29 protein-coding genes are annotated in these 24728 nt (G+C 72.0%); 9 read left to right on the top strand and 20 right to left on the bottom strand.

Features of this window, described 5'->3' with window-relative positions; all coding sequences use genetic code 11:
- Window positions 1-37 precede the first annotated feature (37 nt).
- Window positions 38-688, bottom strand: a complete 651-nt coding sequence (locus DEJ19_RS17850) for an NAD(P)H-binding protein (protein WP_111232570.1) — start codon at window positions 686-688, stop codon at window positions 38-40.
- 125 nt (window positions 689-813) lie between these two features.
- Between DEJ19_RS17850 and DEJ19_RS17845 the strand changes: the two genes are divergently transcribed.
- From DEJ19_RS17845 to DEJ19_RS17835, 3 genes are all read left to right on the top strand, one after another.
- The gene (locus DEJ19_RS17845) at window positions 814-1299 is read left to right on the top strand and encodes a DUF4126 family protein (protein WP_163342984.1); all 486 of its coding nucleotides are present in this window, start codon (window positions 814-816) and stop codon (window positions 1297-1299) included.
- Between the two features lie 146 nt (window positions 1300-1445).
- The gene (locus DEJ19_RS17840; RefSeq protein WP_111232572.1) at window positions 1446-2417 is read left to right on the top strand and encodes an NAD-dependent epimerase/dehydratase family protein; all 972 of its coding nucleotides are present in this window, start codon (window positions 1446-1448) and stop codon (window positions 2415-2417) included.
- A 77-nt stretch (window positions 2418-2494) separates the two neighbouring features.
- Window positions 2495-2830 (top strand): helix-turn-helix domain-containing protein, encoded by a 336-nt coding sequence (locus DEJ19_RS17835; protein WP_111232573.1) that lies wholly within the window; start codon window positions 2495-2497, stop codon window positions 2828-2830.
- A 1-nt stretch (window position 2831) separates the two neighbouring features.
- Here the strand turns inward: DEJ19_RS17835 and DEJ19_RS17830 are convergent, their stop codons facing one another.
- From DEJ19_RS17830 to DEJ19_RS17805, 6 genes are all read right to left on the bottom strand, one after another.
- The gene (locus DEJ19_RS17830) at window positions 2832-4025 is read right to left on the bottom strand and encodes an MFS transporter (RefSeq protein WP_111232574.1); all 1194 of its coding nucleotides are present in this window, start codon (window positions 4023-4025) and stop codon (window positions 2832-2834) included.
- On the bottom strand, window positions 4022-4720 hold the full coding sequence (locus tag DEJ19_RS17825) for a carboxymuconolactone decarboxylase family protein (protein ID WP_111232575.1): 699 nt from the start codon (window positions 4718-4720) through the stop codon (window positions 4022-4024). The genes DEJ19_RS17830 and DEJ19_RS17825 overlap by 4 nt, the downstream gene beginning before the upstream one ends.
- A 60-nt stretch (window positions 4721-4780) precedes the next feature.
- Window positions 4781-4984, bottom strand: a complete 204-nt coding sequence (locus DEJ19_RS17820) for a hypothetical protein (RefSeq protein ID WP_111232576.1) — start codon at window positions 4982-4984, stop codon at window positions 4781-4783.
- A complete protein-coding gene (locus tag DEJ19_RS17815; protein ID WP_181422754.1) occupies window positions 4981-5916 on the bottom strand; it encodes a helix-turn-helix transcriptional regulator in 936 nt (311 codons plus the stop codon). The genes DEJ19_RS17820 and DEJ19_RS17815 overlap by 4 nt, the downstream gene beginning before the upstream one ends.
- Window positions 5917-6119: 203 nt before the next feature.
- Window positions 6120-6998 carry a helix-turn-helix transcriptional regulator gene (locus DEJ19_RS17810; protein ID WP_027466864.1) on the bottom strand — a complete coding sequence of 293 codons (879 nt, stop codon included), beginning with the start codon at window positions 6996-6998 and terminating at the stop codon, window positions 6120-6122.
- A 55-nt stretch (window positions 6999-7053) separates the two neighbouring features.
- The gene (locus DEJ19_RS17805; RefSeq protein ID WP_111232577.1) at window positions 7054-8211 is read right to left on the bottom strand and encodes a PQQ-dependent sugar dehydrogenase; all 1158 of its coding nucleotides are present in this window, start codon (window positions 8209-8211) and stop codon (window positions 7054-7056) included.
- Window positions 8212-8321: 110 nt separating this feature from the next.
- Here DEJ19_RS17805 and DEJ19_RS17800 point away from each other — a divergent pair, with 110 nt between their 5' ends.
- Complete coding sequence (locus DEJ19_RS17800; protein WP_071248546.1) at window positions 8322-8720, top strand: (R)-mandelonitrile lyase; 399 nt, start codon at window positions 8322-8324, stop codon at window positions 8718-8720.
- A complete protein-coding gene (locus DEJ19_RS17795; RefSeq protein WP_111099655.1) occupies window positions 8717-9388 on the top strand; it encodes an SDR family NAD(P)-dependent oxidoreductase in 672 nt (223 codons plus the stop codon). Before DEJ19_RS17800 ends, DEJ19_RS17795 begins: the two co-directional genes overlap by 4 nt.
- Before the next feature lie 121 nt (window positions 9389-9509).
- Here the strand turns inward: DEJ19_RS17795 and DEJ19_RS17790 are convergent, their stop codons facing one another.
- Complete coding sequence (locus tag DEJ19_RS17790; RefSeq protein WP_111232578.1) at window positions 9510-9944, bottom strand: hypothetical protein; 435 nt, start codon at window positions 9942-9944, stop codon at window positions 9510-9512.
- An 81-nt stretch (window positions 9945-10025) separates the two neighbouring features.
- Here DEJ19_RS17790 and DEJ19_RS17785 point away from each other — a divergent pair, with 81 nt between their 5' ends.
- Complete coding sequence (locus DEJ19_RS17785) at window positions 10026-10358, top strand: hypothetical protein (RefSeq protein WP_111232579.1); 333 nt, start codon at window positions 10026-10028, stop codon at window positions 10356-10358.
- 81 nt (window positions 10359-10439) lie between these two features.
- Here DEJ19_RS17785 and DEJ19_RS17780 read toward each other — a convergent pair whose 3' ends face one another.
- The 7 genes from DEJ19_RS17780 to DEJ19_RS17750 form a co-directional block, all read right to left on the bottom strand.
- Window positions 10440-13262: an ABC transporter permease gene (locus DEJ19_RS17780; RefSeq protein ID WP_111232580.1), complete on the bottom strand. Its 2823-nt coding sequence runs from the start codon at window positions 13260-13262 to the stop codon at window positions 10440-10442.
- Window positions 13259-13987, bottom strand: a complete 729-nt coding sequence (locus DEJ19_RS17775) for an ABC transporter ATP-binding protein (protein ID WP_111232581.1) — start codon at window positions 13985-13987, stop codon at window positions 13259-13261. Before DEJ19_RS17775 ends, DEJ19_RS17780 begins: the two co-directional genes overlap by 4 nt.
- Window positions 13984-14574, bottom strand: coding sequence for a PadR family transcriptional regulator (locus tag DEJ19_RS17770; protein WP_220035290.1), 591 nt, complete (start codon window positions 14572-14574; stop codon window positions 13984-13986). Before DEJ19_RS17770 ends, DEJ19_RS17775 begins: the two co-directional genes overlap by 4 nt.
- 177 nt (window positions 14575-14751) lie before the next feature.
- Entirely contained in the window at window positions 14752-15633 is an 882-nt protein-coding gene (locus DEJ19_RS17765) for an aldo/keto reductase (RefSeq protein ID WP_027466858.1), read from the bottom strand.
- Between the two features lie 74 nt (window positions 15634-15707).
- Complete coding sequence (locus DEJ19_RS17760; RefSeq protein WP_111232582.1) at window positions 15708-16295, bottom strand: YdeI/OmpD-associated family protein; 588 nt, start codon at window positions 16293-16295, stop codon at window positions 15708-15710.
- A 32-nt stretch (window positions 16296-16327) separates the two neighbouring features.
- Window positions 16328-16873, bottom strand: coding sequence for an acyl-CoA thioesterase (locus DEJ19_RS17755; protein ID WP_111232583.1), 546 nt, complete (start codon window positions 16871-16873; stop codon window positions 16328-16330).
- A gap of 123 nt (window positions 16874-16996) precedes the next feature.
- Complete coding sequence (locus DEJ19_RS17750) at window positions 16997-17233, bottom strand: hypothetical protein (RefSeq protein ID WP_110865324.1); 237 nt, start codon at window positions 17231-17233, stop codon at window positions 16997-16999.
- A gap of 111 nt (window positions 17234-17344) precedes the next feature.
- Here DEJ19_RS17750 and DEJ19_RS17745 point away from each other — a divergent pair, with 111 nt between their 5' ends.
- Window positions 17345-18331, top strand: coding sequence for an aldo/keto reductase (locus DEJ19_RS17745; RefSeq protein ID WP_071248528.1), 987 nt, complete (start codon window positions 17345-17347; stop codon window positions 18329-18331).
- Window positions 18332-18495: 164 nt separating this feature from the next.
- Here DEJ19_RS17745 and DEJ19_RS17740 read toward each other — a convergent pair whose 3' ends face one another.
- Both DEJ19_RS17740 and DEJ19_RS17735 read right to left on the bottom strand, forming a co-directional pair.
- Window positions 18496-18978, bottom strand: coding sequence for an FBP domain-containing protein (locus DEJ19_RS17740; protein WP_110865322.1), 483 nt, complete (start codon window positions 18976-18978; stop codon window positions 18496-18498).
- Between the two features lie 168 nt (window positions 18979-19146).
- A complete protein-coding gene (locus DEJ19_RS17735; RefSeq protein ID WP_111232584.1) occupies window positions 19147-19887 on the bottom strand; it encodes a class I SAM-dependent methyltransferase in 741 nt (246 codons plus the stop codon).
- Window positions 19888-19925: 38 nt separating this feature from the next.
- Between DEJ19_RS17735 and DEJ19_RS17730 the strand changes: the two genes are divergently transcribed.
- The gene (locus DEJ19_RS17730; RefSeq protein WP_017887883.1) at window positions 19926-20129 is read left to right on the top strand and encodes a hypothetical protein; all 204 of its coding nucleotides are present in this window, start codon (window positions 19926-19928) and stop codon (window positions 20127-20129) included.
- Window positions 20130-20174: 45 nt separating this feature from the next.
- Here DEJ19_RS17730 and DEJ19_RS17725 read toward each other — a convergent pair whose 3' ends face one another.
- The 3 genes from DEJ19_RS17725 to DEJ19_RS17715 all read right to left on the bottom strand — a co-directional run bounded on the left by DEJ19_RS17725 (window position 20175) and on the right by DEJ19_RS17715 (window position 24070).
- On the bottom strand, window positions 20175-21086 hold the full coding sequence (locus tag DEJ19_RS17725) for a helix-turn-helix transcriptional regulator (RefSeq protein WP_071406260.1): 912 nt from the start codon (window positions 21084-21086) through the stop codon (window positions 20175-20177).
- Between the two features lie 429 nt (window positions 21087-21515).
- On the bottom strand, window positions 21516-22790 hold the full coding sequence (locus tag DEJ19_RS17720) for a hemolysin family protein (RefSeq protein WP_111232585.1): 1275 nt from the start codon (window positions 22788-22790) through the stop codon (window positions 21516-21518).
- A 161-nt stretch (window positions 22791-22951) separates the two neighbouring features.
- Window positions 22952-24070: a M23 family metallopeptidase gene (locus DEJ19_RS17715; RefSeq protein WP_110865319.1), complete on the bottom strand. Its 1119-nt coding sequence runs from the start codon at window positions 24068-24070 to the stop codon at window positions 22952-22954.
- Between the two features lie 162 nt (window positions 24071-24232).
- On the opposite strand from DEJ19_RS17715, the gene DEJ19_RS17710 reads away from it, so the two are divergent.
- Window positions 24233-24727, top strand: coding sequence for a hypothetical protein (locus DEJ19_RS17710; protein ID WP_071406257.1), 495 nt, complete (start codon window positions 24233-24235; stop codon window positions 24725-24727).
- Window position 24728 lies beyond the last annotated feature (1 nt).

Raw genomic sequence — 24728 nt, 5'->3', positions numbered from 1 at the left:
GGTCTCGGTCAGACCGCGGCGGCGCAGTCGGTCTCGGTCAGACCGCGTCGGCGCGCAGGAACTCCGCCACCGGAGTCGACCCCGTGTTGAACCGGAACGTGTTGCCTGCCGTGCCGGAGTTCTCGACCACGTCGGCGACCACGTGCGCCACGTCACCGCGCGGCACCTGGGTCGACGAGCCGTCCCAGTCGACGGAGCCGGTCGGCTCGTCGTCGGTCAGGGTGCTCGGGGCGACGATCGTCCACTGCAGCCCCGAGTCGCGGAGCACGGCGTCGGCGATCATCTTCGACTGCGCGTACGCGAAGAAGTCCTGGTCCTGCGGGACGCCGTGGTCGAGCTGCGAGCCTGAGAACGACACCATCACGTACCGGTCGACGCCGGCCTGCTTCGCCCCCTGGATCGACAGCACCGCAGCGTCGCGGTCGATCGCCCAGGTCCGGTCGACGGACCCGCCACCGGCACCGGCCGACCACACCACGGCGTCGTGCCCGCGGACGAGTTCGGCGAAGTCGTTCAGGGACTGCTGCTGGATGTCCGCGACGAGCGGTTCGCCGCCGTGCGCTCGGATCTCGTCGGACTGGTCGGCGTTCCGGATGACGGAGGTGACCGTGTGTCCGCGCTCGGACAGGATGCGGGTGGCGAGGAGTGCGACCTTGCCGTGGCCGCCGAAGACGATGACGTTGCTCATGGGCCGGACGCTACTCGGGGCGGCTCCGTGCCCGGGGAGCGCCCGATGTCCGTCCGTCGCCCGCGATGCTCGGAACACCCGAGGTCACCGTGCGTACCGTCAGGGGCAACACGACAGGAGTCACGATGAGCAAGCAGCACGAGCAGCACACCCTGGTCCGCACCCTGGTCCTCGGCATCATGAGCGGCGGCCGGAGCGCCACCCCGCTCGCCGTCCTCGCACTGAACCACGACCGGTCTTCGCTGAAGGGTTCGTGGCAGCAGTGGAAGGTCTTCAGCACCCCGGTCGGCCGCGGGCTGCTCGTGGCCTCCGCCATCGGTGAGCTCATCGGCGACAAGCTGCCGAAGACCCCGAACCGCATCGCCCCCTCGGCGCTGCTCGGACGGGTCGCGTCCGGTGCCCTCGCCGGTGCCGCCCTCGGCACCACCGGCAAGCGCGACCTGCGCATCGAGGGCGCGATCCTCGGTGGCGTCGGTGCCCTCGTCGGCAGCTTCGTCGGCTGGGGTGCTCGCAAGGCCCTCGGGGGTGCGGGCCTGCCCGACCCCGTCGTCGCGCTCGCCGAGGACGCCGCGACCATCGCCGGTTCCGTGAAGGTCATCACCGCCGACTGAGCGTGGCGCTCGTCCGCCGGGCGGGCCGCGCTCGTGGGCACCGCGCTCGCCGCGGGCGCGTTTCGTGAGCAAGGACGGTCGGGTCGCACCGCCGCACCCGACCATTCCTGCTCACGATCCGCACGCCTCGGCCTACGGTGGCCCCCATGCACATCGTCGTCATCGGAGCCACCGGCCACATCGGCTCGTTCCTCGTCCCCCGTCTCGTCCGCTCGGGTCACCGGGTCGTCGCCGTCACCCGCGGCACGAGCACCCCGTACGCCGACGCTCCGGAGTGGCAGCAGGTCGAGCGGATCACCGCCGACCGCGAGCAGGAGGACCGCGACGGCACCTTCGGCAGCCGCATCGCCGCCCTCGGTGCCGACGCCGTCGTCGACCTCGTCTGCTTCACCGAGTCCTCGGCCGCAGCGCTGGTCGACGCGCTCCGCGGTACCGGTACGCACCTGGTGCACTGCGGCTCGATCTGGCGCGCCGGCGTCTCGCACGTGCTGCCGATCACCGAGCAGAACGCGACCCCGCCGTTCGGTGACTACGGCGTCCAGAAGGACGCAATCGCCCGGATGCTCAAGGAAGAAACCGCATCAGGCGGTTTGGTCACGACGTCGCTGCACCCCGGGCACATCAGCGGTCCGGGCTGGACGCCGATCGGTCCGCTCGGCAACCTCGACACGTCGGTGCTGACGAAGCTGTCCGCCGGCGAACCGCTCGAGGTCCCCGGGCTCGGCGCCGAGACGATGGCACACGTGCACGCCGACGACGTCGCGCAGGCGTTCCAGCTCGCGGTCGAGCACCGCGATGCGGCGGCGGGCGAGGACTTCTTCGTCACGGCTCCGACGGCGCTCACCGCGCGCGGGTATGCCCACCTGGCAGCGTCGTGGTTCGGCCAGGAGGCCCGGCTCGACCCCGTCACGTGGGACCGGTTCCGCGAGACCACGGCTCCAGAGCACGCTGACGCCAGCTGGGAGCACCTGTCCCGCAGCCAGGTCTTCAGCACCGAGAAGGCGAGTCGTCTGCTCGGCTACGCGCCGGCGTTCACCGCCGAGGAGACCGTGCTGGACGCCGTGCGCTGGCTCGTCGACCACGGTGAGCTCGAGGTCGCGAACCCCCTGGTCCGCTGAGCCCCGTGGTCCCCGCCCTGGGCTGCGCATCAGCTTCAGCTAATATTGCTGAAGGAACGACGCGGAGCGAAGGAACGATGATGGGCAAGAAGGACTTCGTCCGCGGGAACGACCGCGTCGAGCGTCTCCTGAGACAGCCGGACATCGCGGACGCCGTTGCCGTGCTCGAGACCGAGGCCGACGACCTCGACCGAGTCCACGCGATGAGCCTGGCGATGGTGCGTGAAGCGGGGAAGCGCACCCAGGCCGAGATCGCGCACGAGCTCGGCATCAGTCAGGGGGCGGTGTCGCAGATGGAACGGCGCGAGGACATGTTGCTCTCCACCCTCCGGAGCTACATCACCGCGACCGGTGCCGAGAACCCACGCATCATCGTCACGGTCAACGGCCGTGACGTCGAGTTGGCGATCTGACTCAGGCCCGCTCCGGCTCGACCACGAGCCCGCGGTTCCGGTGCACGACCCAGACCGTCGCGGCGAACCCCGCCAGCACCGCGGCGCCGATCGTGACAGCCGTCCAGCCCCCGGCGTTCCACAGCACCGACGCCAGCGCGGAACCGATCGCCCCGCCGATGAAGTTCGAGGTGACGAAGGCCGTGTTGAGCCGGCTCCGCGCGGCCGGGTCCACCGAGAAGAGCCGGGTCTGGTTGAGCACGTTCGCGGCCTGCACGGCGACGTCGAGCAGCAGCACGGCGAGCAGCACCACGACGATCGAGTGCGCACCGATCCCGGCGACGACCAGGGAGACGAGCAGGAGCACGATCGCTCCCCCGGTGACGGGTACCGACAGCCCCCGGTCGTGCAGTCGCCCGACCCGCTGCGCCGCCACGGCACCCGCGAGCCCCACCAGGCCGACCAGCCCGATGCTGCTGGTGGAGAAGTCGTAAGGGTCGCTGCTCAGCAGGAACGTCAGGGCGGTCCAGAACATCGTGAACACGGCGAACACCGACGAGCTCATCACGAGCGTGACCTGCACGGTCCGGTGGGTCCGGACGGCACGGAACACCGACAGGATGAGCTGCGGGTACGCCACCTTGGCGCGGGTTCCGAGCTCCGGGATGGCCCGCCGCAGCAGCAGGGCGAGGACGACCGCGACGACGGCGGCGAGCACGTAGATCGCACGCCACCCGAACGCGTCCGCGACCAGGCCGCTGATCGTCCGCGACACCAGGATGCCGGTGAGCACCCCGGAGGCGATCGTGCCGACGACACGTCCGCGCTGCGCGGGGTCCGCGAGGTCCCCGGCAAGCGGGATGAGGAGCTGCCCGGCGACCGTGGTCAGCCCGACCAGTGCCAGGGCGACCAGGAGCGCCGCGAAGGTCGGAGCGATCGCGGCGAGCAGCAGCGCGACGGCGGAGGCGACGAGCACCCAGGGGATGAGGCGCCGGCGGTCGAGGACGTCCCCGAGTGGCACGACGAGCAGGATGCCGAGGGCGTAGCCGACCTGGGTCAGCGTGACGAGCAGCCCGGCGAGTGACGCCGAGGTGCCGAGCGACGATGCGATGTCGTCGAGCAGCGGCTGCGACCAGTACAGGTTGCCCACCGCCGCTCCCCCGGCGACGGCGAACAGCAGGGTCCGGCCGGTCGACATCGAGTGGTCGGTGGTCATGCTGCGGGTGCTCCCTCGTTCACGGCGGCCAGGGCGTTCAACGTGCGCGGGTAGCCGATGAGCGGGACGAGCACGGTCAGGACGTCCAGCATCTGCTGGCGGGTGTTCCCGACGTTCAGGTTGCCGGCCACGTGCCCCTGCACCTGGGCGTCGGCCCCGCCGAGCGCCGCGAGCAGCGAGAAGGTCAGGAGTTCACGGGTGGGCAGCGACAGCCCGTCCCGGCCGACGGTGTCCCCGAAGCAGTTGCCGGACAGGAACCGCTGGAAGTGCACGGCGTCCGCGGGGGCGTTCTCGTACATCGCGTCGACGCGGTCCGCACCGACGACGGAGCCCTGCACCGCTCGGCCGCGCTCGAGTCGGTCCGCCGGGGTCGTCGTCGACTGTCCGGCCAACGGCAGGGTGACCCCGCGGGCGACCAGCACGGTGTTGCTGATCGTCAGGAAGTCGCCGACGCGTGCGGAACCGACGTAGGCCACGGCCTGGTAGACGATCTCCTTCGCCTCGGTGGGCGAGAGCGGGCCGTCGAGGGCCTCGTCCAGCAGATCGCGGAACGCCGTCGGCGCCCCGGCCGCGATCGTCGCACCGAGCTGGACGACCACGCGGTCGTGCTCGCTGAGTGATGCGTTCCGCAGGGTCTCGTCCACGAAGTCGGCGTGGTACCGGGCGAACTCGGGGTCGGTGTCGGCGAAGGTCATGTCCTCGACGCTAGGGCCGACCGCGGAGCCGTGACAGGTGCTGTCCTCCCCCCTCAGCCGTCACCGTCGCCGGAACAGCTCCCCCAGGTGCCACGGCCCGGGCGCGAGCCGCACCGCTGCCTCGGCTCGGACCCGCTCCTCGAGTTCACGGTCGCGGGTGAGCTCGTGGATCTCCTGCTCGGCACGCCACCGGAACCGCAGTCGGCCGAAGAACCCGGTCGGCGGAGCCGGGACGACGGTCTCGACGGACTCGGTCTCGTTCACGCGTCCTCCCCGGCGGCAGCAGCACCAGCGACGGAAGCAGCACCGGCGACGGAAGCGGTCGACGCAGCCGCCGCACTCGTCGCACCGGTCGCGCTCGTCGCCGCGAGGTTCGCCAGCAGCTGCAGCCGTTCCTCGGACGCCGACCCGGGCTCGGTGCCGTACACGACCATGGTCAGCCCCGAGTCCGTGACGAGCTCCATCGTCTCGTAGCTCATGTCGATGTCGCCCACGTCCGGGTGGTGCACGCGCTTCACACCGCTCCGGTGCCGCATCACGTCGTGTGCGGCCCATCGCCGCCGGAACTCGTCACTGCGGGTGGAGAGCTCCCCGATCAGGTCGGTCAGTCCCTTGTCGTACGGCGAGCGGGCCGCCTCGGCGCGCAGGGCGGCGACCACGTCGCCGGCGACCGAGTCCCAGTCTCGCCAGAACTGCTGACCGCGCGGGTCGAGGAACGCGAAACGCGCGGTGTTCGGGGTGCCGGAGGGCGACAGGAACAGCGGCGAGTACACCGCGCGGGCGAGTGTGTTGCCGGCGAGGAAGTCGAACCGGCCGTTGCGGACCCAGGCCGGGGCGCTGATCGAGTCGAGCACCCGCTGCACGTTCGGCCGGACCTTCGACGTCGGGATCGTCCGGCGCGAGGCACCCGAAGCGTTCTGCAGACGGGCCAGGTCGAACAGGTGCGCGTGCTCGGCATCGTCGAGACGCAGCGCACGGGACAACGACTCGAGGACGCTCTCGGAGACCCCGGTCAGGTTCCCGCGCTCGAGGCGGACGTAGTAGTCGACGCTCATCCCCGCGACCAGCGCGAGCTCTTCGCGCCGCAGCCCCTTGACGCGGCGGACCCCACCGAAGTCGGGCAGACCGACCTGCTGCGGCGTGACGCGCTCGCGGCGTGTGCGGAGGAAGTCGCGCACTTCGCTTCTGGTGTCCATGCGTCCACGGTACGGCCGGCCGGGTGCCGGAAGCAGGGGTTGCTGGTACCCGTCAGCAGGGATCGGCCCGGACCCGGACGGGACGGACACGAGCCGGTTCGACCGGGTGATCCCGGAGGTCTGACGCGACCACGAGCGGCCTGGAGGCGCGGTGCGGGCCCGCCCCGTCCCTCCCGGCAGATGCGGTGGTCGCGACCACCGCGTCAGGCGAGCTGGCGCGCCCGCTCCGCGATGCCCTCGGTCGCCGCCCACGAAGCCAGCACCCGCAGGGCGTCGGCCGTCGGGCTGCCCGGCGTCGCCGGGTAGATGGTGAGCGCGAGCCCCGGGTCCTCGGCGAGTTCGAGCGTCTGGAAGTGGAGCTCGAGCGGCCCCACGACGCTGTGCCGGAACGACTTCACGCCGGCGTAGTGGCGTCGGACGTCGTGCGCTGCCCAGAGGCCGCGGAAGTCGTCGCTCCGCATCGACAGCTCGCCGATCAGCGCGGCGAGGTCCTTGTCGTTCGGCGTCCGGCCCGCTTCGCGGCGCAGGATCGCGACGTTCGTGTGCGCGGCCCGCTGCCAGTCCTGGTAGAAGTTCCGCGCTTGGGGGTCGAGGAAGATGAAGCGCGAGAAGTTCATCGGCCGCGCCGGTGCCGCGACCAGGTCCGAGTGCATCGCGAAGCCGAGCGCGTTCGCGGCGACGATGTCCTGCCGGTTGTTGATGATCATCGCCGGGGCGTCCGTGACGACGTCGAGCAGGTACTGCAGCTCGGGCCGGACGGCAGCGACGGGCACGACACGACCGGCGCGACGCGGGGTCTCGTTCTGGTGCTGCGACAGGTCGCGCAGGTGCTCCTGCTCGGCGGGGTCGAGCTGCAGGGCCCGGCCGATGGCGTCGAGCACGCTGTCCGAGACCCCCTGCAGGTTCCCGCGCTCGAGTCGCGTGTAGTAGTCGATGCTGACGCCGGCCAGGCGTGCGACCTCTTCGCGACGCAGCCCGGTGACGCGGCGCCGTGTGCCGAAGGTCTCGACGCCGGCCTGCTCGGGGGTGATGCGGGCGCGACGGCTGGAGAGGAAGTCGCGCGCTTCGTCGCGGTGGTTCATGCCGTCACGGTACTTCGCCCCGTCCGGCGCGAGCGAGGGGCTGCGGGAACCCCTTTCACGTGCGCGTGAACGGGACGGAGACGATCCGGTCGTCCCCGCTCGACGGTGTCCCGCGGCCGTCGGTGTTGTTCGTGACGAACCAGAGCGTGTCCGACGGGCCCTCGAGCACCGTCCGGATGCGGCCGAAGTCACCCGCGAAGTACTCGGTCGCCGTGCCGGGGTCGTCGGCCGGGACCGCCCGGAGCACCTCGCCCCGCAGGTTCGCGACGAACACCGTGTCGTCGACGACGGCGAGGCCACTCGGGGACGCCTCGTCGGTGGACCACTGCTGCACGGGGTCGACGAAGCCCTGGTCCTCGCCGCCGGTGCCCTCGACCTCGGGCCAGCCGTAGTTCGACCCGGGCTCGATCACGTTGAGCTCGTCGTTCGTGTTCTCGCCGAACTCCGACGCGAACATCGTGCCGTCCGACGACCACCCCATGCCCTGCACGTTGCGGTGCCCGAGGCTCCACACCAGTGACCCGTCGATGGGGTTGTCGGCGGGGACGTCGCCGTCCGGGGTGAGCCGCAGGATCTTGCCCGCGAGCGACTCCTCGTCCTGCGCGTCCGTGCTCGCGCCGGCGTCCCCGACGCTCGCGTAGAGCATGTCGTCGGGCCCGAACGCGATCCGCCCGCCGTCGTGGAACGTGTTCTTCGGCAGCCCGTCGATGATCGTCGTCGCCTCGCCGAGACCCCACGACCCGGTGCTCCCCGTCAACTCGTACCGCTGGATCCGGTTGCCGCCGTCGGCCGTGGAGTACACGAACAGGTCGTCGTCGTGCAGCGCGAGCCCGAGCAGTCCGCCCTCGCCGCCGTGGCTGACCCCGTCGACCGTGCCGACCTGACGGGTGGTGCCGTCGGACCGCAGCTCGAGCACCCGGGCCGAGTCACGCTCGCTGACCAGCGCGTCGCCGTCGTCACCCGTCAGGACCACCGACCAGGGGGCCTCCAGGCCGGTGACTACGTCGGTGGTGTCACCGTCGAGCGCCACCTGACCGGCCGACAGGTCGGTGGGCGCGGTCGCGCGCGCCGACGGCGAGCCGCCTCGGTCGGATCCGTCCCGCTCTGCTCCGTCGCCGCTCGTGCAGGCGGTGAGGGCGAGCGCTGCGACGGCGGCGAGGCCGGCCACCGACCAGAGGCGGCGGCTGCGGGGCGTTCCGGCGGGTGTGTCCACGATGATCCTCCCGGGGTCGTGGGTCGATCACACACGCTGCGTTCGGGAAACCCCTGAGGGGGTCTGTCGGCACCTCCCGACGGTGCCGACGGCGGCCTACCGTCGTCGGCATGCAGATCGAACCGAAGCAGCCGACCGTCAAGAACCCGCCCGAGCAGTTCACCGGCGACGTGTACCTCGACGCCATCGCCTCGCCGAAGGAGCCCGGTCAGACGATGACCGTCGCCAAGGTCCGGTTCCTGCCCGGCGCCCGCACCGCCTGGCACTCGCACGCCAAGGGCCAGACCCTGCACGTCACCGAGGGCGTCGCGCGGATGGGCACCCGGGACGGCCGCGTCATCGAGGTGCAGGCTGGACAGACCGTCTACACGCCGGCCGGCGAGGAACACTGGCACGGCGCGACCCCCACCGACTACATGGAACACCTCGCGATGCTCGAGGCCGCCGACGATCCGGCGACGACCACCACCTGGCTCGAGCACGTGAGCGACGAGGAGTACACCGCATGACCACCATCGCCATCGTCGGGGCCGGCAAGGGCCTCGGCCTCGCCGTCGCCGAGCGCTTCGCCCGTGAGGGCTTCGCCGTCGCCCTGATCTCCCGCAACCAGGACCGCCTGGACGGCCTCGCCGCTGAACTGCGCGAGCACGGCCACACCGCCGCCGGGTTCGCCGCGAACGTCCGTGACGGGGACTCCCTGCGCACCGCACTCGAGCGCGCCACGGAGCAGCTCGGCCCCATCGAGGTGCTGCAGTACAGCCCACTCCCCGCCAAGGAGTACATGCGCCCCGTGCTCGAGACCACGGCGGACGACCTGGTCGGCCCGATCGAGTTCTCGGTCTACGGCTCGGTCAACGCCGTGCGCCAGGTGCTGCCCGGCATGCGCGCCATCGGCCACGGCACGATCCTGTTCGTCAACGGCGGCAGTGCGGTCCGACCGGGAGCCCGTGTCACCGGCACGTCCGTCGCCTTCGCGGCCGAGAGCGCCTACGCGCAGCTCCTGCACGACGCCGTCCGCGACGAGGACGTCCACGTCGGCCAGCTCATCATCCCGTTCGGCATCGACGACGGGCAGCCCGAGCACTCCGGGGAGTCCATCGCCGACCGCCTGTGGGCGATCCACACGGAGCGCGGCGACTTCCGCACCTACGCGGAGGCGCTGCCCGAGCTCGCGTGAGCGCGGCGCTCGCCGCTTCGTGAGCAGGAGTGGTCGGGTCCGGCGCAGCGACCCGACCATTCCTGCTCACCATGTGACGGACTGGAGGCCCGTGGCGACGCCGCCACGGGCCTCCCGTCCGTCAGTCCGGCAAGTGCACCTTCGCGAGATCCATCGACGCGTCTCGCCAGGAGCGCGCGCGGGCGGTGCTCATCACCGCGACGTGCGGTTCTGCCCATTCGGTGATCGCCGGCCCGCGCATCAGTCGACCGGTGTGCGCGATCACGTCTCGGAGTGCGGCCTCGGTCAGCTCGGCCGCGAACGCCTCGCCCCCGGGCCCCCCCGCGAGTTCGGTGAGGTAGGCATCCCCGAATCGTTCCGCCGCCGCCGCGCGCAGATAGGGGCTGTCGAGGCGCTCGTACCAGCGCCGGACGAACGCGTCGTACGGAGCCATGTCCACAGCGAAGCCGCCCGAGGCGAAGAGCAGGTCGGCGACCCGGTCGGGAGTCAGCCCCTGAGCTTCGGCGACCGCGGCTTCGATCGCTCCGGCATCGACGAGCCGTGCAATATCGCTCATCTCACCCATCCGTTGCTGATGTGGCCACTCAAGGACGTCCGCACTGTGATCGTTCGGTTGTTGTGACGCCAAACGTAGTCAATGTGCTTCCGAGTCTTCGACGCCCTGCCGTTCGCGACAGCCTTGCTCATGTCCTACCTGGTGATGGCGGTGGCGTCCGCACTGCCAGCGATGTGGTGGGGCATCGGTCTCGGGATCGTGCCACTCCTGATCGAACTGCCGATCGTGGTGGTGGGTTGGGTCGGCCTGGCGGTGCCGGTGGTCCTGTACCGCCGCCGGATCCTCGGGGTGCCGGGAGCCGACCGCTCCCTCGGGCCCGTGTGGCCTGTCGACGCGATCGTGGTCGCCTGGCTCGTGGGGACGCTGGCCGTCGGCCCGCTGTTCGCCGGGAGCGGTCTTCCGGTCACTTCGTGAGCAGAAGACGTCGAGTCCGAGCAGCCGACTCGACATCTTCTGCTCACCAAGCGAAGCGGAGCGCACGAGGCAGCGCGCGCGTCAGTGCGCCCGTCGCACCGCCACCCGCCGCCGACCCCGCGAGGTCAGCCACGCCCCGGCCGTCACCACGAGGGGCAGGCCGATCGCGAGCAGCGCCAGCACCGGCCAGTCCGGCACGAACGGCATGTGGTTCACCCCGACCGGACTCTCGGTGAACCGCAGGGTCAGGGCGCGGATCGGCAGGAGTCCGAGGAGCGTCCCGATCACCGAGCCGACCGTGGCCAGGATCGCCGCCTGCCAGGTCGACACCCCTCGGCGCAGGCGTGGTGCGGCACCGATGGCGTCGAGCACTTCGTCGTCCCGCCGGCCGTCGGACCGTGCGAGTCCGATCGCCACCGCCGTCGCACCGATGGTGACGGCCGCCGCGAGTGCGAGCACGATCGCCCGGATGATCGCCTCGTTGTCGGTGGGGCCGGCTTCGTACATGAACGACGGGCCGCTCCACCGTGCACGGTCATCGCCGCCGAAGCTCTGCCACGCCGAGCTCAGCTCGTCCGCCTGCGCCGGGTCGAGGTCGTGCGGCAGCGTCGTGACGAGCATGCCGTCGACCACGGGCACGCCGTACCGTTCGGCGGTCGCCTTCGTCATGAAGACGCCGACCTGGATCCGCGGGGTCTGCACGTCGAGCACGGCGGGGATCGAGACGCTGGCCGCCGGTCGGCTGCGCTCGGTGATGGGGTCGCTCTCCCACGTCCGGTCGTGGAAGGTGTCGACGCGGACCGCACCGTCGTGGGCGTACTCGGGCCAGAGCGACACGGCCTCGCCGCCCTCGAGCGCGTCCCGCACGGCGGCGGACGGCCGGTGCCCGGTGAGCACGGCGTAGTCGTCCACGGTCCCGGTCCAGATGTGCGGGCTCGACACGCTCGCCGTGTCCAGGTAGTACGAGCAGCTCCTGGTGTCGTTCACCGGGCAGTCGTACGCGCTCCAGCGGTGCGGGATCGTGACGGTCGAGGGGGTGTCGCCCGGCTGCTCCTGCGCGACACCGAGCACCCGGATGCGGTCCTGGTCGAAGACCCCGGACACCACCTTCGCGGCGTGGGCCGTCAGTTCTGCGTCGTGGCGACCGGTACTGCCGCCGTCCTTCGTCTCGGTCTGCACCTCGGCCGTCGCGACCCCGACCGCCGTCGTGTACTCGTACCCACGGACGTACTGGGCGTGGCTCGACGCACTCCACGTGATCACGACGGAGGCCACGAACACGACGCTCATCACGCTCGCCAGCACGGGTACCGTGCGGACCGGGTTGCGGCGGGCGTCGCGGGCGGCGAGCCGGGCGGACAGACCGGCCCGCGAGGTGAGCCGGGTGATCAGGGCGAGCAGCCACGGTGAGCAGATGGCGATGCCGAGCTGCATCAGGCACGGCCCGATCGCGACGCCGGCACCGACGACGTAGGCCCACCGGTCGTGCTGCACCGGGCGGTCGTTGAGCATGAGGACGCCGACGCCGCACGCCATCGTCATCACGGCTCCGAGGACCATGAGCAGTGGGCCCCAGATGCGCCGACGACGGCGGGCCGGACGGCTGACGGGCACCGGACGGAGCGAGCCCCGCAGCGCCGCGAGCACGTTGATCCGGGTCGCCGACCGTGCGGCGACGAGCGCGGAGACGAGTCCGGCGAGCACCCCGGCGGCCGCGATGGACAGCAGCAGGAGCGGCGGCACGTGCAACCCGGGGAACGACGCCACGTTGCCGTTGTCGATCAGTCGGTAGGCGAGCACACCGATCCCGGTGCCCGCGGCGACCCCGAGGACCGCGCCGACGAGCCCGAGCACCAGGCCCGACCCGGCGACGATCGTGCGGACGAACCGTTTGTCGCCGCCGACGCTCGTGACGATGGCGTACGAGCGGGTGTCCGCCCGGGTACCGACCAGGAACGCGGCCCCGGCGAGCAGGGCGACCTCGAACATCGCGAAGACGCCGAGCAGTCCCATCGCCCCGAGGTACCAGCCGAGTGTCGAGCTCAGCTGCCCACCGGAGAGCCGGGCGTCGGGCGGGTCGAGCACGACCGGACGCGACTGCACGATGATGCCGTGCGCGTTGAGCTGCCGGATCTCCGACCACGTCGGGGCGTCCGACGGCAGGTACACGGTGACGTCGGTGAGCCCGACGTCGTCGGTGGTGTCGGTCGTCGAGAGCGTCGTGCCCCAGGGCAGGAACACGCCCTGCGAACCCGGGTCCGTCCCCAGGTCGGTCATGGTGCCGGTGATCGTGAAGCGCTTGGTGACCGGGTCGGTCAGGTCCACCGTGTCGCCGATGTGCGCCCCGAGGCGTTCGAGCGTCGCCGGCGTGACCATGAGCTCACTGCGCGTGGTCGGCCTGGAACCGTCGAGCACGTGCCAGTGGCCCTCGAGCGACGGGTCCCAGACGCTGCCCTCGACCGCGGTCAGTCCGACGGGACCCTTCGGCCCCTGGACCACGACGGGTGTGCCGCCGACCGGGATCGACAGCGCGCCGTCGGGCACGTGCGCCAGGACGTTCGCGAAGGGGGAGTCGTCGTCCGACTTCGTGACGGGGCTGTTCCGCTTCGAGTCGGTGAACTCCCACTGCACCGGGTCCTGCACCATGCCGGGCAGGTCCGGGCCGGACACCCGCATCTGCGCCGATGCCTGGCCGAGGTCGTAGTCGAGCCGCTCGGTCGCGGTGGCCTGCGTGGACTGCACCACGACGGCGACGGCGGCGAACCCGGCGGTGGGGATCCCGATGAGCGCGATGATCAGTGCGGCACGGCCCGCTTTCGCGAACGCCAGCCGACGCCCCAGACGGAGCGCCGGTCGGAGGGCGAACGGTGTCCGGCCGGTCCCGGCACGCCGACCCCGGCTCACGAGGCGGTCCGGTCCGTCAGTGCCGCCTCGACGCCCGAGTACACGGTCTCGTCGACCACCCGACCGTCGCGCAGGAACACGATGCGGTCCGCCCAGGCCGCGTGCCGGGCGTCGTGGGTCACCAGGAGGGCGCCGGCTCCGGCGTCGACGTGCCGACGGAGCATGCGGAGCACGACCTCGCCGGTCTGTGAGTCGAGGGCTCCGGTCGGCTCGTCGGCGAGCACGAGCCGGCGCTCGCCCACCACGCCGCGGGCGATCGCGACGCGCTGCTGCTGGCCGCCGGACAGGTCGTCCGGGTAGGCGTCGGCGCGGTGCGACAGCTCGACGTTGTCCAGCGCGAGTTCCGCGGCGCGGCGGGCCTGCGAGGCCTTCCACCCGTCGAGCTCGAGCGGCAGTGCCACGTTCTCGACCGCGGTCAGCGAGGGGATCAGGTTGAAGTCCTGGAACACGAACCCGATGAGTCGGCGGCGCAGCGCTGCGAGTTCCCTGGCGGGACGGTCGGACACGAAGGCGCCGTCGATCAGCACCTCACCGCTCGTCGGCGGCAGCAGGGTGCCGGCGCAGGCGAGCAGCGTCGACTTGCCCGATCCCGAGGTGCCCATCACGGCCACCATCTCGCCGCGCTCGACCCGCAGGTCGATGCCGGCCAGGGCGGTGACGGCCTTCGCGCCGGAGCCGTAGTGCACGCTCACGGCGTCGAGCTGCAGGAGCGGTGCGGCGGTCACCGTGCGCTCCGGGCAGCCGCAGCGGCAGCGGCAGCGGCAGCGTCGGCACTGGCAGGCGCCGCCGGGTGCTCGTCCGGCCGGTACCGCGCGACACTCGACTCCACGTGGTCCAGCCACCGCACCTCGGCCTCGGCCTGGAACACCATCGACTCGAGCACGAGCGACCACGCCAGGTCCGTCGACGGGTCGGTCGTCCGCTTCAGCCGGGTCAGGTCCTGCAGGTTCCGGATCGCCGCACCGCGCTGCACCTGCACCAGCCGGGCGACGTCGACCCCGGGCACGGTCACGGCGAGGGCGAACTTGATCGCCAGCTCGTCGCGGCCGCGCTTGGCCGGCACGGGCTCGCTGAACCAGCGCGCCACCTCGGCCCGACCCGCGTCGGTCGCCGTGTAGACGACGTGTCCGTCGTCGTCGGCGTCGCCGCGGGCCACGAGGCCGTCGCGTTCCAGGCGGTCCAGGGTCGTGTAGACCTGGCCGATGTTCAGCGGCCAGCTCCCGCCGGTGCGGTGCTCGAACTCCCCCCGGAGCTGGTACCCGTAGCCGGGTCCCCCCACCAGCAGCGCGAGTACGCCCATCCGAACGCTCATGACACTTCCCCTGTCTCGGGCCACCGTGGCCATACTGAGTATGCACATACCCGGTATGCGTGCGCAAGCACGGATCTGTACAAGGCGGAAAACGGACGGGAGGCGCGGTGCCAGCTGGCACCGCGCCTCCCGTCCGACCGGTCATCGCGTTCGCGACCCGTGGTCGCGTCCTGAGGGTCAGTGACCCAGCTTCGCCAGCTCCTCGAACTCGTCGTCGGTCAGCTCGACCGTGGCACCCGCGAGGTTGTCCTCCAGGTGCGCGACGCTCGACGTGCCGGGGATCGGCAGCATCACCGGGGAGCGCTTGAGCAGCCAGGCGAGCGCGAGCTGCGCCGGGGTGGCACCCTTGCGCTCGGCGATCTCGGTGAGCGGCGAGTCCTCGCCGGTCAGGCCACCCGTGGCCAGGGGGAACCACGGGATGAAGCCGATGCCCTGCTCCTCGGACCAGTCGAGCAGCTCCTCGGCGTCACGCTTCTGCAGGTTGTAGAGGTTCTGCACGGAGACGATCGTGGCGATCTCCTGCGCGGCCTTGACCTCGTCGACGGAGACCTCGGACAGGCCGATGTGGCGGATCTTGCCCTCGTCCTGCAGCTTCTTCAGCTCGCCGACCTGGTCCTCGAGCGGGACCTTCGGGTCGATGCGGTGCAGCTGGAACAGGTCGATGCGCTCGAGGCCCAGGCGGCGGAGGCTCATCTCCGCCTCTTGCCGGAGGTACTCCGGGCGGCCGACGGGCGGCCAGACGTTCGGGCCGGTGCGGGTGAGGCCGGCCTTCGTGGCGATGACGACGTCGTCGCCGTAGGGGTGCAGGGCCTCCTTGAGGAGCTCCTCGGCGACGTAGGGGCCGTACGAGTCGGCGGTGTCGAAGAAGTTCACGCCGAGCTCGACTGCGCGCTTGAGGACGCGGATCGCCTCGTCGTGGTCCTTCGGCGGTCCCCAGACGCCGGGGCCGGTGAGCTGCATGGTGCCGTAGCCGAGCCGGTTGACCTCGAGGTCGCCGCCGATGCGGAAGGTGCCGGAGGACGCGGCCGGACGGTTCGTGGTGTCAGTGCCTGTGGTCATGTCCCCGGTCTACGCCCGGTGCGTTGCCGGTCCCTGAGTCGGTGTCCCCCGACCGCTTTCCGGGTTCGCAGGGTCTACGGACGGGTGGGCCGCGGGTACGGGGTCTCGCCGCGTTCGAGCCCGCCGACGAGCTTGGTGAGCCGGTTCGTCCGCACCGTGGCGTTCGGGGCGGTGGTGATGCGGTGCAGCACGGCGTACCGGTTGGTGGCGTCGAGCTCGGCGAACAGCGCGGCGGCTGCGGGGGCGGCGTCGAGCGCGGCCTGCAGGTCCTCGGGCACCGTGGCCGTTGCCGAGCCGGCGTAGGCGCGGTCCCACCGGCCGTCGCCCTTGGCGCGCTCGATCTCGGCGTGCCCGCGCTCCCGCATCCGCCCCTCGGCGATGAGTGCCGCGACCAGGCCGAGGTTCCGCTGCGACCACAGCGAGGCCTTCCGGCGCGGGGTGAACCGCTGGCGGTAGGTGGAGTGGTCGCGCCCGCGCCGCTGCCCGTCGATCCACCCGGAGCAGAGCGCCTCGTCGAGGGCGGTGTCGTAGGTCAGCGTCGTCGGCTCGGTGACGCCCTTCTTGGCGAGGACGAGCCACACGCCGTCGGGTTCGTGCTCGTGGTCGTCGAGCCAGGCGCGCCACGCGGCGACGTCCGGCAGCACCAGGTCGACGATGTCCATGCGGTCATCGTAGGACCGGCCGGCCGCTCGGGTCAGGCCGCGCTGCTGCTGATCCGGGTCGCACTCGCCCAGTCGTGCACCCAGTCGGGCACGGTCAGGTCGCGGTCCGCGCCACCCGCCGCCTCGAGCAGGTCCGCGGTCGGCACCGTCCCGCCGGAACGCCGCAGGAACCGGGCCTGCACCACGGCGCGGGCCATCACGGCGCCCTGTCGCACGAACGTCTGCTCCAGGTACACGGCACGGTCGTCGACCCCGAGCACGTGGGTGCGGAGCTCGAACCGCTGCCCGAGCGTCAACGACCGCTTGTACGTGATCGTCTGCGCCGAGACGACGGGGTACCAGCCGTGCTCGGCCAGCGCGCCCCAGTACCCGGAGCGGAGCATCAGGTCGAGCCGACCAAGGTCGAGCATCGACAGGTACTTGCCGTTGTTGACGTGGCGCAGCGGGTCGAGGTCGGTGGGAGCGACCCGGAACGGCGTCCGGACCTCGTCCCAGAGCGACGCCCGGCGGCGTCCACCGACCCGAGCGCGCAGGCGGGTGCGCAGCTGCAGCAGGAACAGTCGGAAGTACAGGTTCACGGATTGATCACACCAGTGCGCGGAGCAATCGTGCGAGCACCTTGGAGGAACCTCACGAAGCGCCGGTAGCCCTGGTCACCGCGGACCCGCTGCTTCCGACAACCGCCCGAGCGGCCGGGTGGGTCAGCCGGAGAACATCCCGCTGGAGGCGCTGCCACCCGGGTGCGCGGTCCTCGACACCCCTTCGGCCGTCGATCGAGCGGCGTCGGCCTCGACCATGGCACGTGACCCGGCGGTGGGGTCGGAGAAGTCCTCGAGGTCCGCGAGCGCCCGCCGCCGACGGCGGTTCTGCACCTCGAGCACGACGAGCAGGGCGCCGAGCACGACGACCACGGCGATGACGATCCAGATGATGACCATGACACTCCCCCGAGCCCGGGGCGTCTGCCCCGTCCCTCGCAGCGTAGCGGTGCGGAGGCGGGTACAGCCAGTGCCTCCCGCCGTCAGGGGGACCGGGAGTAGACCTGCAGCATGCAGACACGCAAGCTCGCAGACCTCGAGGTCGGACCGATCGGCCTCGGAACCATGGGCATGAGCGCCTTCTACACGGGCGCCGGCACCGACGATGACGAGTCGATCCGCACCATCCACCGCGCGATCGACCTCGGCGTCACCCTGTTCGACACCGCCGAGGCGTACGGCCCCTACACGAACGAGGAACTCCTGCGCCGCGCGCTCGAGGGCCGCCGCGACGACGTCGTCATCGCGACCAAGTTCGGCCTGTACCACCACGAGGCCGGTGAAGAGACGCCGACGCAGCAGCGCGGGATCTCCAGCAAGCCAGAGTCCGTGCGCGAGGCGCTCGAGGGCTCACTCCGGCGCCTCGGCACGGACCACATCGACCTCTACTACCAGCACCGCGTCGACCCGGCCGTCCCGATCGAGGACGTCATCGGCCAGCTCGCCGGCTTCGTGCAGGAGGGCAAGATCCGGCACATCGGACTGTCCGAGGCCGGTGCCGAGACCATCCGCAAGGCCCACGCCGTCCACCCGATCACCGCGCTGCAGAGCGAGTACTCGCTGTGGACGCGGGACCCCGAGGGCGACGTGCTCGACACCCTGCGCGAGCTCGGCATCGGCCTGGTGCCGTACTCGCCGCTCGGCCGCGGGTTCCTGACGGGTGCCATCACGAAGCCGTCCGACCTGGACTCCGACGACTTCCGCCTGGCGAACCCGCGCTTCCAGCAGGAGGCGTTCGAGCAGAACATGCGCATCGTCGACGCGGTCAAGGAGATCGCCACCGAGGCCGGCGCCACCCCGGCGCAGGTGTCGCTCGCCTGGCTGCTCGCCCAGGGCGACGACATCGTCCCGATCCCCGGCACGAAGCGGGTCTCCCGCCTCGAGGAGAACGTCGGCGCAGCCGACCTGACCCTCACCGCGGACCAGCTGTCACGCCTGTCGGCGCTGCCGGTCCCGACCGGTGACCGCTACCCCGACATGTCGACCATCGGTCGGTAGACGCGACCGGATGACGGCCTGGAGGCCCGGCGCCAGCTGGCACCGGGCCTCCCGTCCGTCGTCAGTCGCGTTTGCGGACGCGAGACGCCGGCGTCAGCGCGAGACGCCTCCGAATCCGGCGGCGTCTCGCTGACTCGGCGGCGTCCTTCGAGGACGCCGGCGTCTCAGACCTCGGCGGCGAAGGACGCGGCCCGGACCTGCAGGTCCTCGATGCGCCGGAGGCGCGCTGCCTCGACGTCGTACCCCTCGTAGGCGGGCGGCGGCAGCTTCCGGACGTTCCGCGAGCACTGGAAGTCCTGGCACACCAGGGTGCCGACGGTGTTGCCGTTCCGACCGGCCGGCCCGGACCGTTTCGCGCTGTAGAACGCGACGTCGTTCGGCAGTTTGACGTCCTGGCACCACGAGCACTGGGCACGGGAGCGGGGCGATGCCTCGGCCTGCCGGAACAGGATGCCGATCAGGTCGCCGTCCAGGGTCGGCACGACGGCGTACGCACGCCGCCCGATCTTCGGGTCGCGCCAGCCGAGGTAGTCGAGCGCGTCCCAGTCGAGCGTCTCGAAGCCGGCGGGCAGCGTGAGGTCGGACACCTCTTTCCGCGAGGCGTTGACGAAGGACGTGCGGAGGGTCTTCTCCACGATGGGGAGCATGGGTGATCGCTTTCGTGCGGGCCCGGGGCGTGCAGACGCACACCGCACCGGGCGGAGGAGGTCAGGGTTCGACGAGGGCGGCCGCACCCGAGGGCACGACCGAGGGCCTCACGCCCTGATGCCGGCGATACGGGCGCCGACCACCTCCTGGAAGCTCACCCGACCAGCCTACGACCGGGTGTCAACCCCGGCCCGGTCCGCCCGCGGTCGGTTCGGGGTCGCCGTGACCAGGACGACCGAGCCCTCGTGCGTCGGGCGGATCCGCAACGACCCGTGCCGCCGGTCCCACTCCCCCGACTCCAGCGCGGTCCGGAGCGCTGCCACCGACCGCCGGACGGTGAACTCGTCGACCAGGCCCCACGTCGGGTCCGCCTGGCGCACGCCGGGGTCGAGCAGTCGCTCGGGGCGGGCGTAGTACGCCTCGGCGAACCCGTCGACGCACGTGAACGGGATCGGCAACGGGGTGCTCGTCACGGTGTCGTCGCCCAGTGCGTCGGCGATCCGCGGCAGTGCGGGGTGGCGACGGGCGTCGGCCGCCAGCACCTCGGGCGCGTACTCGGCGAGCCAGGAGCGCTCGATGCGGTCGGGGTCGAACGTCAGCACCACGATCGGGCCCCGGGTCACGCGACGCACCTCGGCGAGCCCGCGTTCGAGGTCGTCCCACTCGTGCAGCGAGAAGGTCGTCATCGCGGCGTCGAAGATGTCGTCGGCGAAGGGCAGGTCTCCGGCGGGCTCCACGGCGGTCACATCGCGGTCGGTCGGCGCGTACGAAGGGGAACCGGCACCGATGTCGAGGACGGTCCGGGCGTCGCCGAGTGCCTTCGCGACCGCGCGGGCGAACGCGGGTTCGGGCCGGCGGTGCTGCCGGTGGTCCGCGTCCCCGGCTGAGCCGTCCTTGGTCCTCGTCACGTCCCCACCCTACGAACCCGCGCTGCTATGTTCGACGGATGCTCGCAGACAGTGGTCTCGGATTCGTCGTCGTCCTCTACGCCCTGTTCGTGCTGGCGCTCGCCGTGCTGGCCGTCGCCCTCATCGTGCTCGTGTTCGCCGCGATCCGTGTGCTGCGGTTGTCGGCGACGGAGCGGCAGCTGCGCATCGAGCGGATGCGCTCGCCGGAGCTGTTCGACGGCGACGTGCCGCCCCAGGCCTGACGTTCCGACCACGGCGCTGACGCACCTGCCCGTCGGCGGGCCGGGTCAGTCGACCGACTCGGACTCGGACTCCGACTCGCGCAGGGCCGCGTACTGCTCTGCCCGCTCCGTCGCGGCCCAGCTGCCGAGCAGCGCGAGCGACCGCTCGGACTCGCTGCCCGGTTCGGCCGAGTACGAGAACAGCGTCAGGCCGGGGTCGGCGACCAGGTCGAGCGCCTCGTAGGACAGCCGCAGCTCCCCCACGATCGGGTGGTCGATGCGCTTCTTGCCGGTGCGCTGCATCCGGACGTCGTGGGCGGCCCACCAGCCGCGGAACTCCTCGCTCCGGGTGGAGAGCTCACCGACGAGCGTGATGAGCCCCGGCTCGCAGGGGTTCGACACCGCGGCGGTCCGGAGCACGGCCACGGCGTCCTTCGCGGTCTGCGCCCAGTCGGGGAAGAAGTCGCGGGCGGCCGGGTCGAGGAAGGTGAAGCGAGCGGTGTTCACCGGGCGTCCGGGGCCCGCGAAGAGCGGAGCGTAGAGCGCACGGCCGAGTTCGTTCGTCGCGACGACGTCCCCGCGCTCGTTCCGCACCCAGGCCGGTGCGCCGGTGATGGCGTCGAGCAGCCGCTGCACGCCGGGGCGCACGCGGGTCGGCACGTTCCGGTGCATGACCTTCGCGCCGGAGTTCGCCAGGCGCGTGAGGTCCCACAAGTGCGCACGCTCGTCCTCGTCGAGCTGCAGGGCGCTCGCCAGGCCCTCGAGCACGCTGTCCGAGACGCCCTTGAGCGAGCCGCGCTCGAGCCGCGTGTAGTAGTCGACGCTCACGCCGGCGAGCATGGCGACCTCGTGCCGACGCAGCCCGGGCACGCGTCGGACCCCACCGCCGAACGACGGCATGCCGACCTGCTCGGGGGTGAGCCGCGCCCGTCTGGAGGACAGGAAGTCGCGGATCTCGTTGCGCACGTCGATACCCATGGGGAGAGCGTACGTGCCCGGGCCGTGCGTCCGGCAGGCGGGAGGGCCGCGGCGGGGCCGCCGGCCGTCGCTGACTGGTCACGACACGTCGCGTGCCGTGCGCCGTCCCGTCGCAACCTGTCGGCTGGTGGCGCCGCAGGCGACGGCCTGTGACCGCTCGTCGGCGTCTGGCGGGGTGTTGCGACCGCCCGGAGCGGACGGGAGGCGCGGGGCGGCCCCGCCACGCGCCTCCCGTCCGCCGTCTGGTCGGGTTCCGTTGCGTGACCGGCCGTGCCCGACCGGTCGCGACACGTCGCGTGCCGCCCGCCGGGTGGTCGCGACCGGTCGGCTGGTGGCGCCGTAGACGACGGCCTGTGACCGCTCGCCGGCGTCCCGCGGGGTGTTGCGACCGCCTGCGCCACGGGCCTCCCGACCGCTGTGGGGCCGCGGTCAGGGCGCGGCGTCGGTTCCGATGCGCACGCGCGCGACGCGGTGACCGTCCATGGCGGTCACCTCGAGGCGGTGTCCGCCGGCCAGGACGACGTCACCGACCTCGGGCACGCGGTCCAGCTGCACCTGCACGAGCCCACCCACGGTCTCGTAGTCGCCGTCCGGCAGGACGGGACCGCCGTCCGCAGCCAGGTCCTCGAGCACCGTGGCGCCGTCGACGCCGTCGTGCGCCAGCACGGACTCGTCGTACTCGCTGGAGTCCCACTCGTCGCGGATACGGCCGACGAGGTCCTCGAGCAGCGCCTCGAGCGTGACCATGCCGGCGCTGCCGCCGTACTCGTCGACCACCAGGGCGATCTGGTGGCCGTCGGTGCGCATGTCCGCGATCGCACTCGACAGCGACTTCGTCTCGGGCAGGGCGAGCACCGGCCGGACGAGCATGGCGACCGGGGCCGCGGGGTCGACCGGACGCAGCAGGTCACGGAGGTGCACGAAGCCCTGGACCTCGTCGCGCCCGCCAGAGGTCACGAGGTACCGGGTGTGCCCGGCTGCGATGGCCTGGTCGGTGGCCTCGGCGACGGAGAGGCCGGCGTCCAGTGTCGACACGTCGTACCAGGGGCGCATCGACTCGCGCAGGGTGCGGTCACCGGCGTCCAGGGCGCTGCGGGCGATCCGGCGTCCCTGCTCGTCGACGCCGGTGTGCTCGTCGACCAGACCGCGGAGCTCCTCGGTGCTCATCGACTCGCTGCGGGCGTCCGGGTCGCCACCGAGCAGTCGCACGACGGTGTCGGTGGACTTCGAGAGCAGCCAGATCACCGGCCGCATGAGCACCGCGAAGCGCTCCAGGGTCGGCGCGGCGGCCATCGAGAAGCCCTCGGCGCGCTGCAGGGCGAGGCGCTTCGGCACGAGCTCGCCGAACACGAGCGACAGGTACGCGATGACGAGGGTCATCAGCACGAGCGCGACGGCTTCGGCCGTGCCCTGCTCGAGGCCGAGCCCCTGGAACAGCGGCGCGACGTCGGGTGCGATCGAGGACGCACCGTACGCGGCGGAGAAGAACCCGGCGACGGTCACGCCGATCTGCACGGCGGACAGGAACCGGTTCGGGTCACGGCCGAGCTCGGCGACCCGCATCCCGCGTGGTCCGCGGCGTTCGAGCTGCTGCAGCTGGGATTCGCGGAGGGAGACGAGTGCGATCTCGGCGGCCGCGAAGACCCCGCCGACGAGCACGAAGAGGATGACGAGCCCGAAGGCGATCCAGGTGTCGGCGCCCATCAGCGGGCAGCCGCCTCGGATCGACGACGGGCGGGCGGTCTGTGGGGATCGTCCATGCCTGTGAGTCTGCACAGGCCGACTGGGACATCACCGTGCTGCCGCTCGACAGCGGCTGTGGATCCGGCCTCGCGACGGGGAGCGGTCGGTGGGGGGCGCGGTCGCTACAGCGTGAGCGAGCGACCGATGCGGGCTTCGAGCCACGCCTTCGGGTCGATCGGCGTGACGCCGTCCATCAGGACCTCGAGGTGCAGGTGGGCACCGGTCGAGACGCCGGACGACCCGACGAGCCCGATGAACTGCCCGGCCGCGACGGTGTCGCCGACCTTGAGCGGCGAGGAGCCGGGGATCATGTGGCCGTAGAGCGTGGAGACCTGACGGCCGTCGACCACGTGGTCGATGATGACCGCGTTGCCGTACGAGAAGTAGGTGCCCGAGACCCGGACCTTGCCCGCGGCGACGGCGCCGATCGGCGTGCCCATGCCCGGGGTGAAGTCGAGGCCCTGGTGCAGCGACGAGCACGCTCCGCACGGTGCCGAGCGGTACCCGAAGCCGGAGCTCATCTGCACCGGGCCGGGGAACGGCGAGCGGACCGCGCCGCCGAACGACACGGCGCCTCCGGCGGTCGCCGCGGAGTCGGCGGAACCAGCAGTCTTCGTGGTGACGGTCGAGCCGCCGCCGACGGTGAAGCCGTCACGGTCGAACCCGGCGGCCGTGACCGCCTGGGTCACGGCGTAGTCCTGCGTGCGCACGATCGGTGCGATGGTCGAGGTGGCCATCGAGGTGCCGGCGCTCGCGTGGGCGGGCATCGCCGAGGCGGCGAACATCGCGATGGCGGCCGCGGCGCTGGTGAGCGTGATGCGTCCGGCGCGGGCCGACCGGGAGGCCCGGGGTGCGCTGGCGACGCGGGTCACCTTGGGTGCGGGGCGACGGACGACGCGCTGGATGCGGTCGTCGACGTGCTCGGTGGTGGCGCGTGCGGCTGCGGAGCGGCGGCCGGCCGGCTCGGTGGCCGAGGACGCGGTCGCGAGGACGACGGCCTGCACGGGCTTGGCGACCTTCGCGGCCTTCGGCGCCTTGGCCGGCTTCGCGGCCTTCGCCGGCTTGGCGACCTTCGCTGCCTTGGCCGGCTTCTCGGGCTTGGCGGCCTTCGCGACCGGCGCCGTCTTGCTGCGACGCTGCGGTCCGCGGGCTGCTGCGCGCTCGGCCTCGAGGGCGGCGCGACGGGACAGGTGCACCACCGGGGTCTCCGGGTGCTGGTCGAGTTCGGGTGCAGTCGTCATGGCCGCCCACCATTCTGCACGACTCTGTCGCTTTGTACAGGCCCTTTCGTGATCTTTTCGTTACCGAGTGCGCTGGGAGGCCCCTGATCACCGCGGGCGGAAGCGTCCCCCGGGGCCTCCGCATCGGTACGGTCAGGGGAAAGCGACGGAAGGACCCGCACCATGGCCCGATCGCCGCGTGAGCGGTACGGCACGGTCGACCTGGCGTCGGCCGACGTCGTGCTGGCCGGTACCCAGGAACTCCTGCCCGTGCTCCGGGCCGCGGCCGTGCGCGCCGGGATCGACGCCGCGCGGATGCGGGTCATCGGGGTCGACGACCTGCCGGACCCCGAGGAGACGTGGGACGCGGCGTTGGCCGTCATCGCGATCCGTCGCCCCGGTGACGACCCCGCGTTCCACCGGGCGCAGGCGGCTGCCGAGCTCATCGCTCCGATGCTCGCGCCGCACGCTGTCCGCATCGTCGTCACGGTGTCCGGGGTGACCCGGCTCGCGCCGAAGCTCGAGCGCACCCTGACGTCCGAGGTCCTGCACCAGATCGATGCCGCGTCGGCTTCGTCCGGGTTCCGCCGGCCCTTCCGGCCGCTGCGCATGCGGCTCGGGCTCGCCGGGCTCCGTGCCGCCGGCGTCCGGGTGTTCCGCGTCTCGATCGGCGACTGAG

This window comes from Curtobacterium sp. MCSS17_016, from assembly GCF_003234255.2.
GTDB lineage: Bacteria > Actinomycetota > Actinomycetes > Actinomycetales > Microbacteriaceae > Curtobacterium > Curtobacterium flaccumfaciens.
Note: the sequence above shows the minus strand (reverse complement) of the source record. Positions and strands in the feature narration are given on the sequence as shown.

Bases quoted from the DNA above. Each gene is read 5' to 3' on its own strand.
- DEJ19_RS17825 (WP_111232575.1), bottom strand. From the start codon at position 4,720: ATGACCTTCGCCGACACCGACCCCGAGTTCGCCCGGTACCACGCCGAC.
- DEJ19_RS17790 (WP_111232578.1), bottom strand. From the start codon at position 9,944: ATGAGCGATATTGCACGGCTCGTCGATGCCGGAGCGATCGAAGCCGCG.
- DEJ19_RS17800 (WP_071248546.1), top strand. From the start codon at position 8,322: ATGCAGATCGAACCGAAGCAGCCGACCGTCAAGAACCCGCCCGAGCAG.
- DEJ19_RS17815 (WP_181422754.1), bottom strand. From the start codon at position 5,916: ATGGACACCAGAAGCGAAGTGCGCGACTTCCTCCGCACACGCCGCGAG.
- DEJ19_RS17730 (WP_017887883.1), top strand. From the start codon at position 19,926: ATGCTCGCAGACAGTGGTCTCGGATTCGTCGTCGTCCTCTACGCCCTG.
- DEJ19_RS17760 (WP_111232582.1), bottom strand. From the start codon at position 16,295: ATGGACATCGTCGACCTGGTGCTGCCGGACGTCGCCGCGTGGCGCGCC.
- DEJ19_RS17785 (WP_111232579.1), top strand. From the start codon at position 10,026: ATGTGCTTCCGAGTCTTCGACGCCCTGCCGTTCGCGACAGCCTTGCTC.
- DEJ19_RS17710 (WP_071406257.1), top strand. From the start codon at position 24,233: ATGGCCCGATCGCCGCGTGAGCGGTACGGCACGGTCGACCTGGCGTCG.
- DEJ19_RS17745 (WP_071248528.1), top strand. From the start codon at position 17,345: ATGCAGACACGCAAGCTCGCAGACCTCGAGGTCGGACCGATCGGCCTC.
- DEJ19_RS17770 (WP_220035290.1), bottom strand. From the start codon at position 14,574: ATGAGCGTTCGGATGGGCGTACTCGCGCTGCTGGTGGGGGGACCCGGC.
- DEJ19_RS17740 (WP_110865322.1), bottom strand. From the start codon at position 18,978: ATGCTCCCCATCGTGGAGAAGACCCTCCGCACGTCCTTCGTCAACGCC.
- DEJ19_RS17845 (WP_163342984.1), top strand. From the start codon at position 814: ATGAGCAAGCAGCACGAGCAGCACACCCTGGTCCGCACCCTGGTCCTC.
- DEJ19_RS17850 (WP_111232570.1), bottom strand. From the start codon at position 688: ATGAGCAACGTCATCGTCTTCGGCGGCCACGGCAAGGTCGCACTCCTC.
- DEJ19_RS17840 (WP_111232572.1), top strand. From the start codon at position 1,446: ATGCACATCGTCGTCATCGGAGCCACCGGCCACATCGGCTCGTTCCTC.
- DEJ19_RS17720 (WP_111232585.1), bottom strand. From the start codon at position 22,790: ATGGGCGCCGACACCTGGATCGCCTTCGGGCTCGTCATCCTCTTCGTG.
- DEJ19_RS17810 (WP_027466864.1), bottom strand. From the start codon at position 6,998: ATGAACCACCGCGACGAAGCGCGCGACTTCCTCTCCAGCCGTCGCGCC.
- DEJ19_RS17795 (WP_111099655.1), top strand. From the start codon at position 8,717: ATGACCACCATCGCCATCGTCGGGGCCGGCAAGGGCCTCGGCCTCGCC.
- DEJ19_RS17830 (WP_111232574.1), bottom strand. From the start codon at position 4,025: ATGACCACCGACCACTCGATGTCGACCGGCCGGACCCTGCTGTTCGCC.
- DEJ19_RS17715 (WP_110865319.1), bottom strand. From the start codon at position 24,070: ATGACGACTGCACCCGAACTCGACCAGCACCCGGAGACCCCGGTGGTG.
- DEJ19_RS17835 (WP_111232573.1), top strand. From the start codon at position 2,495: ATGATGGGCAAGAAGGACTTCGTCCGCGGGAACGACCGCGTCGAGCGT.
- DEJ19_RS17725 (WP_071406260.1), bottom strand. From the start codon at position 21,086: ATGGGTATCGACGTGCGCAACGAGATCCGCGACTTCCTGTCCTCCAGA.
- DEJ19_RS17750 (WP_110865324.1), bottom strand. From the start codon at position 17,233: ATGGTCATCATCTGGATCGTCATCGCCGTGGTCGTCGTGCTCGGCGCC.
- DEJ19_RS17765 (WP_027466858.1), bottom strand. From the start codon at position 15,633: ATGACCACAGGCACTGACACCACGAACCGTCCGGCCGCGTCCTCCGGC.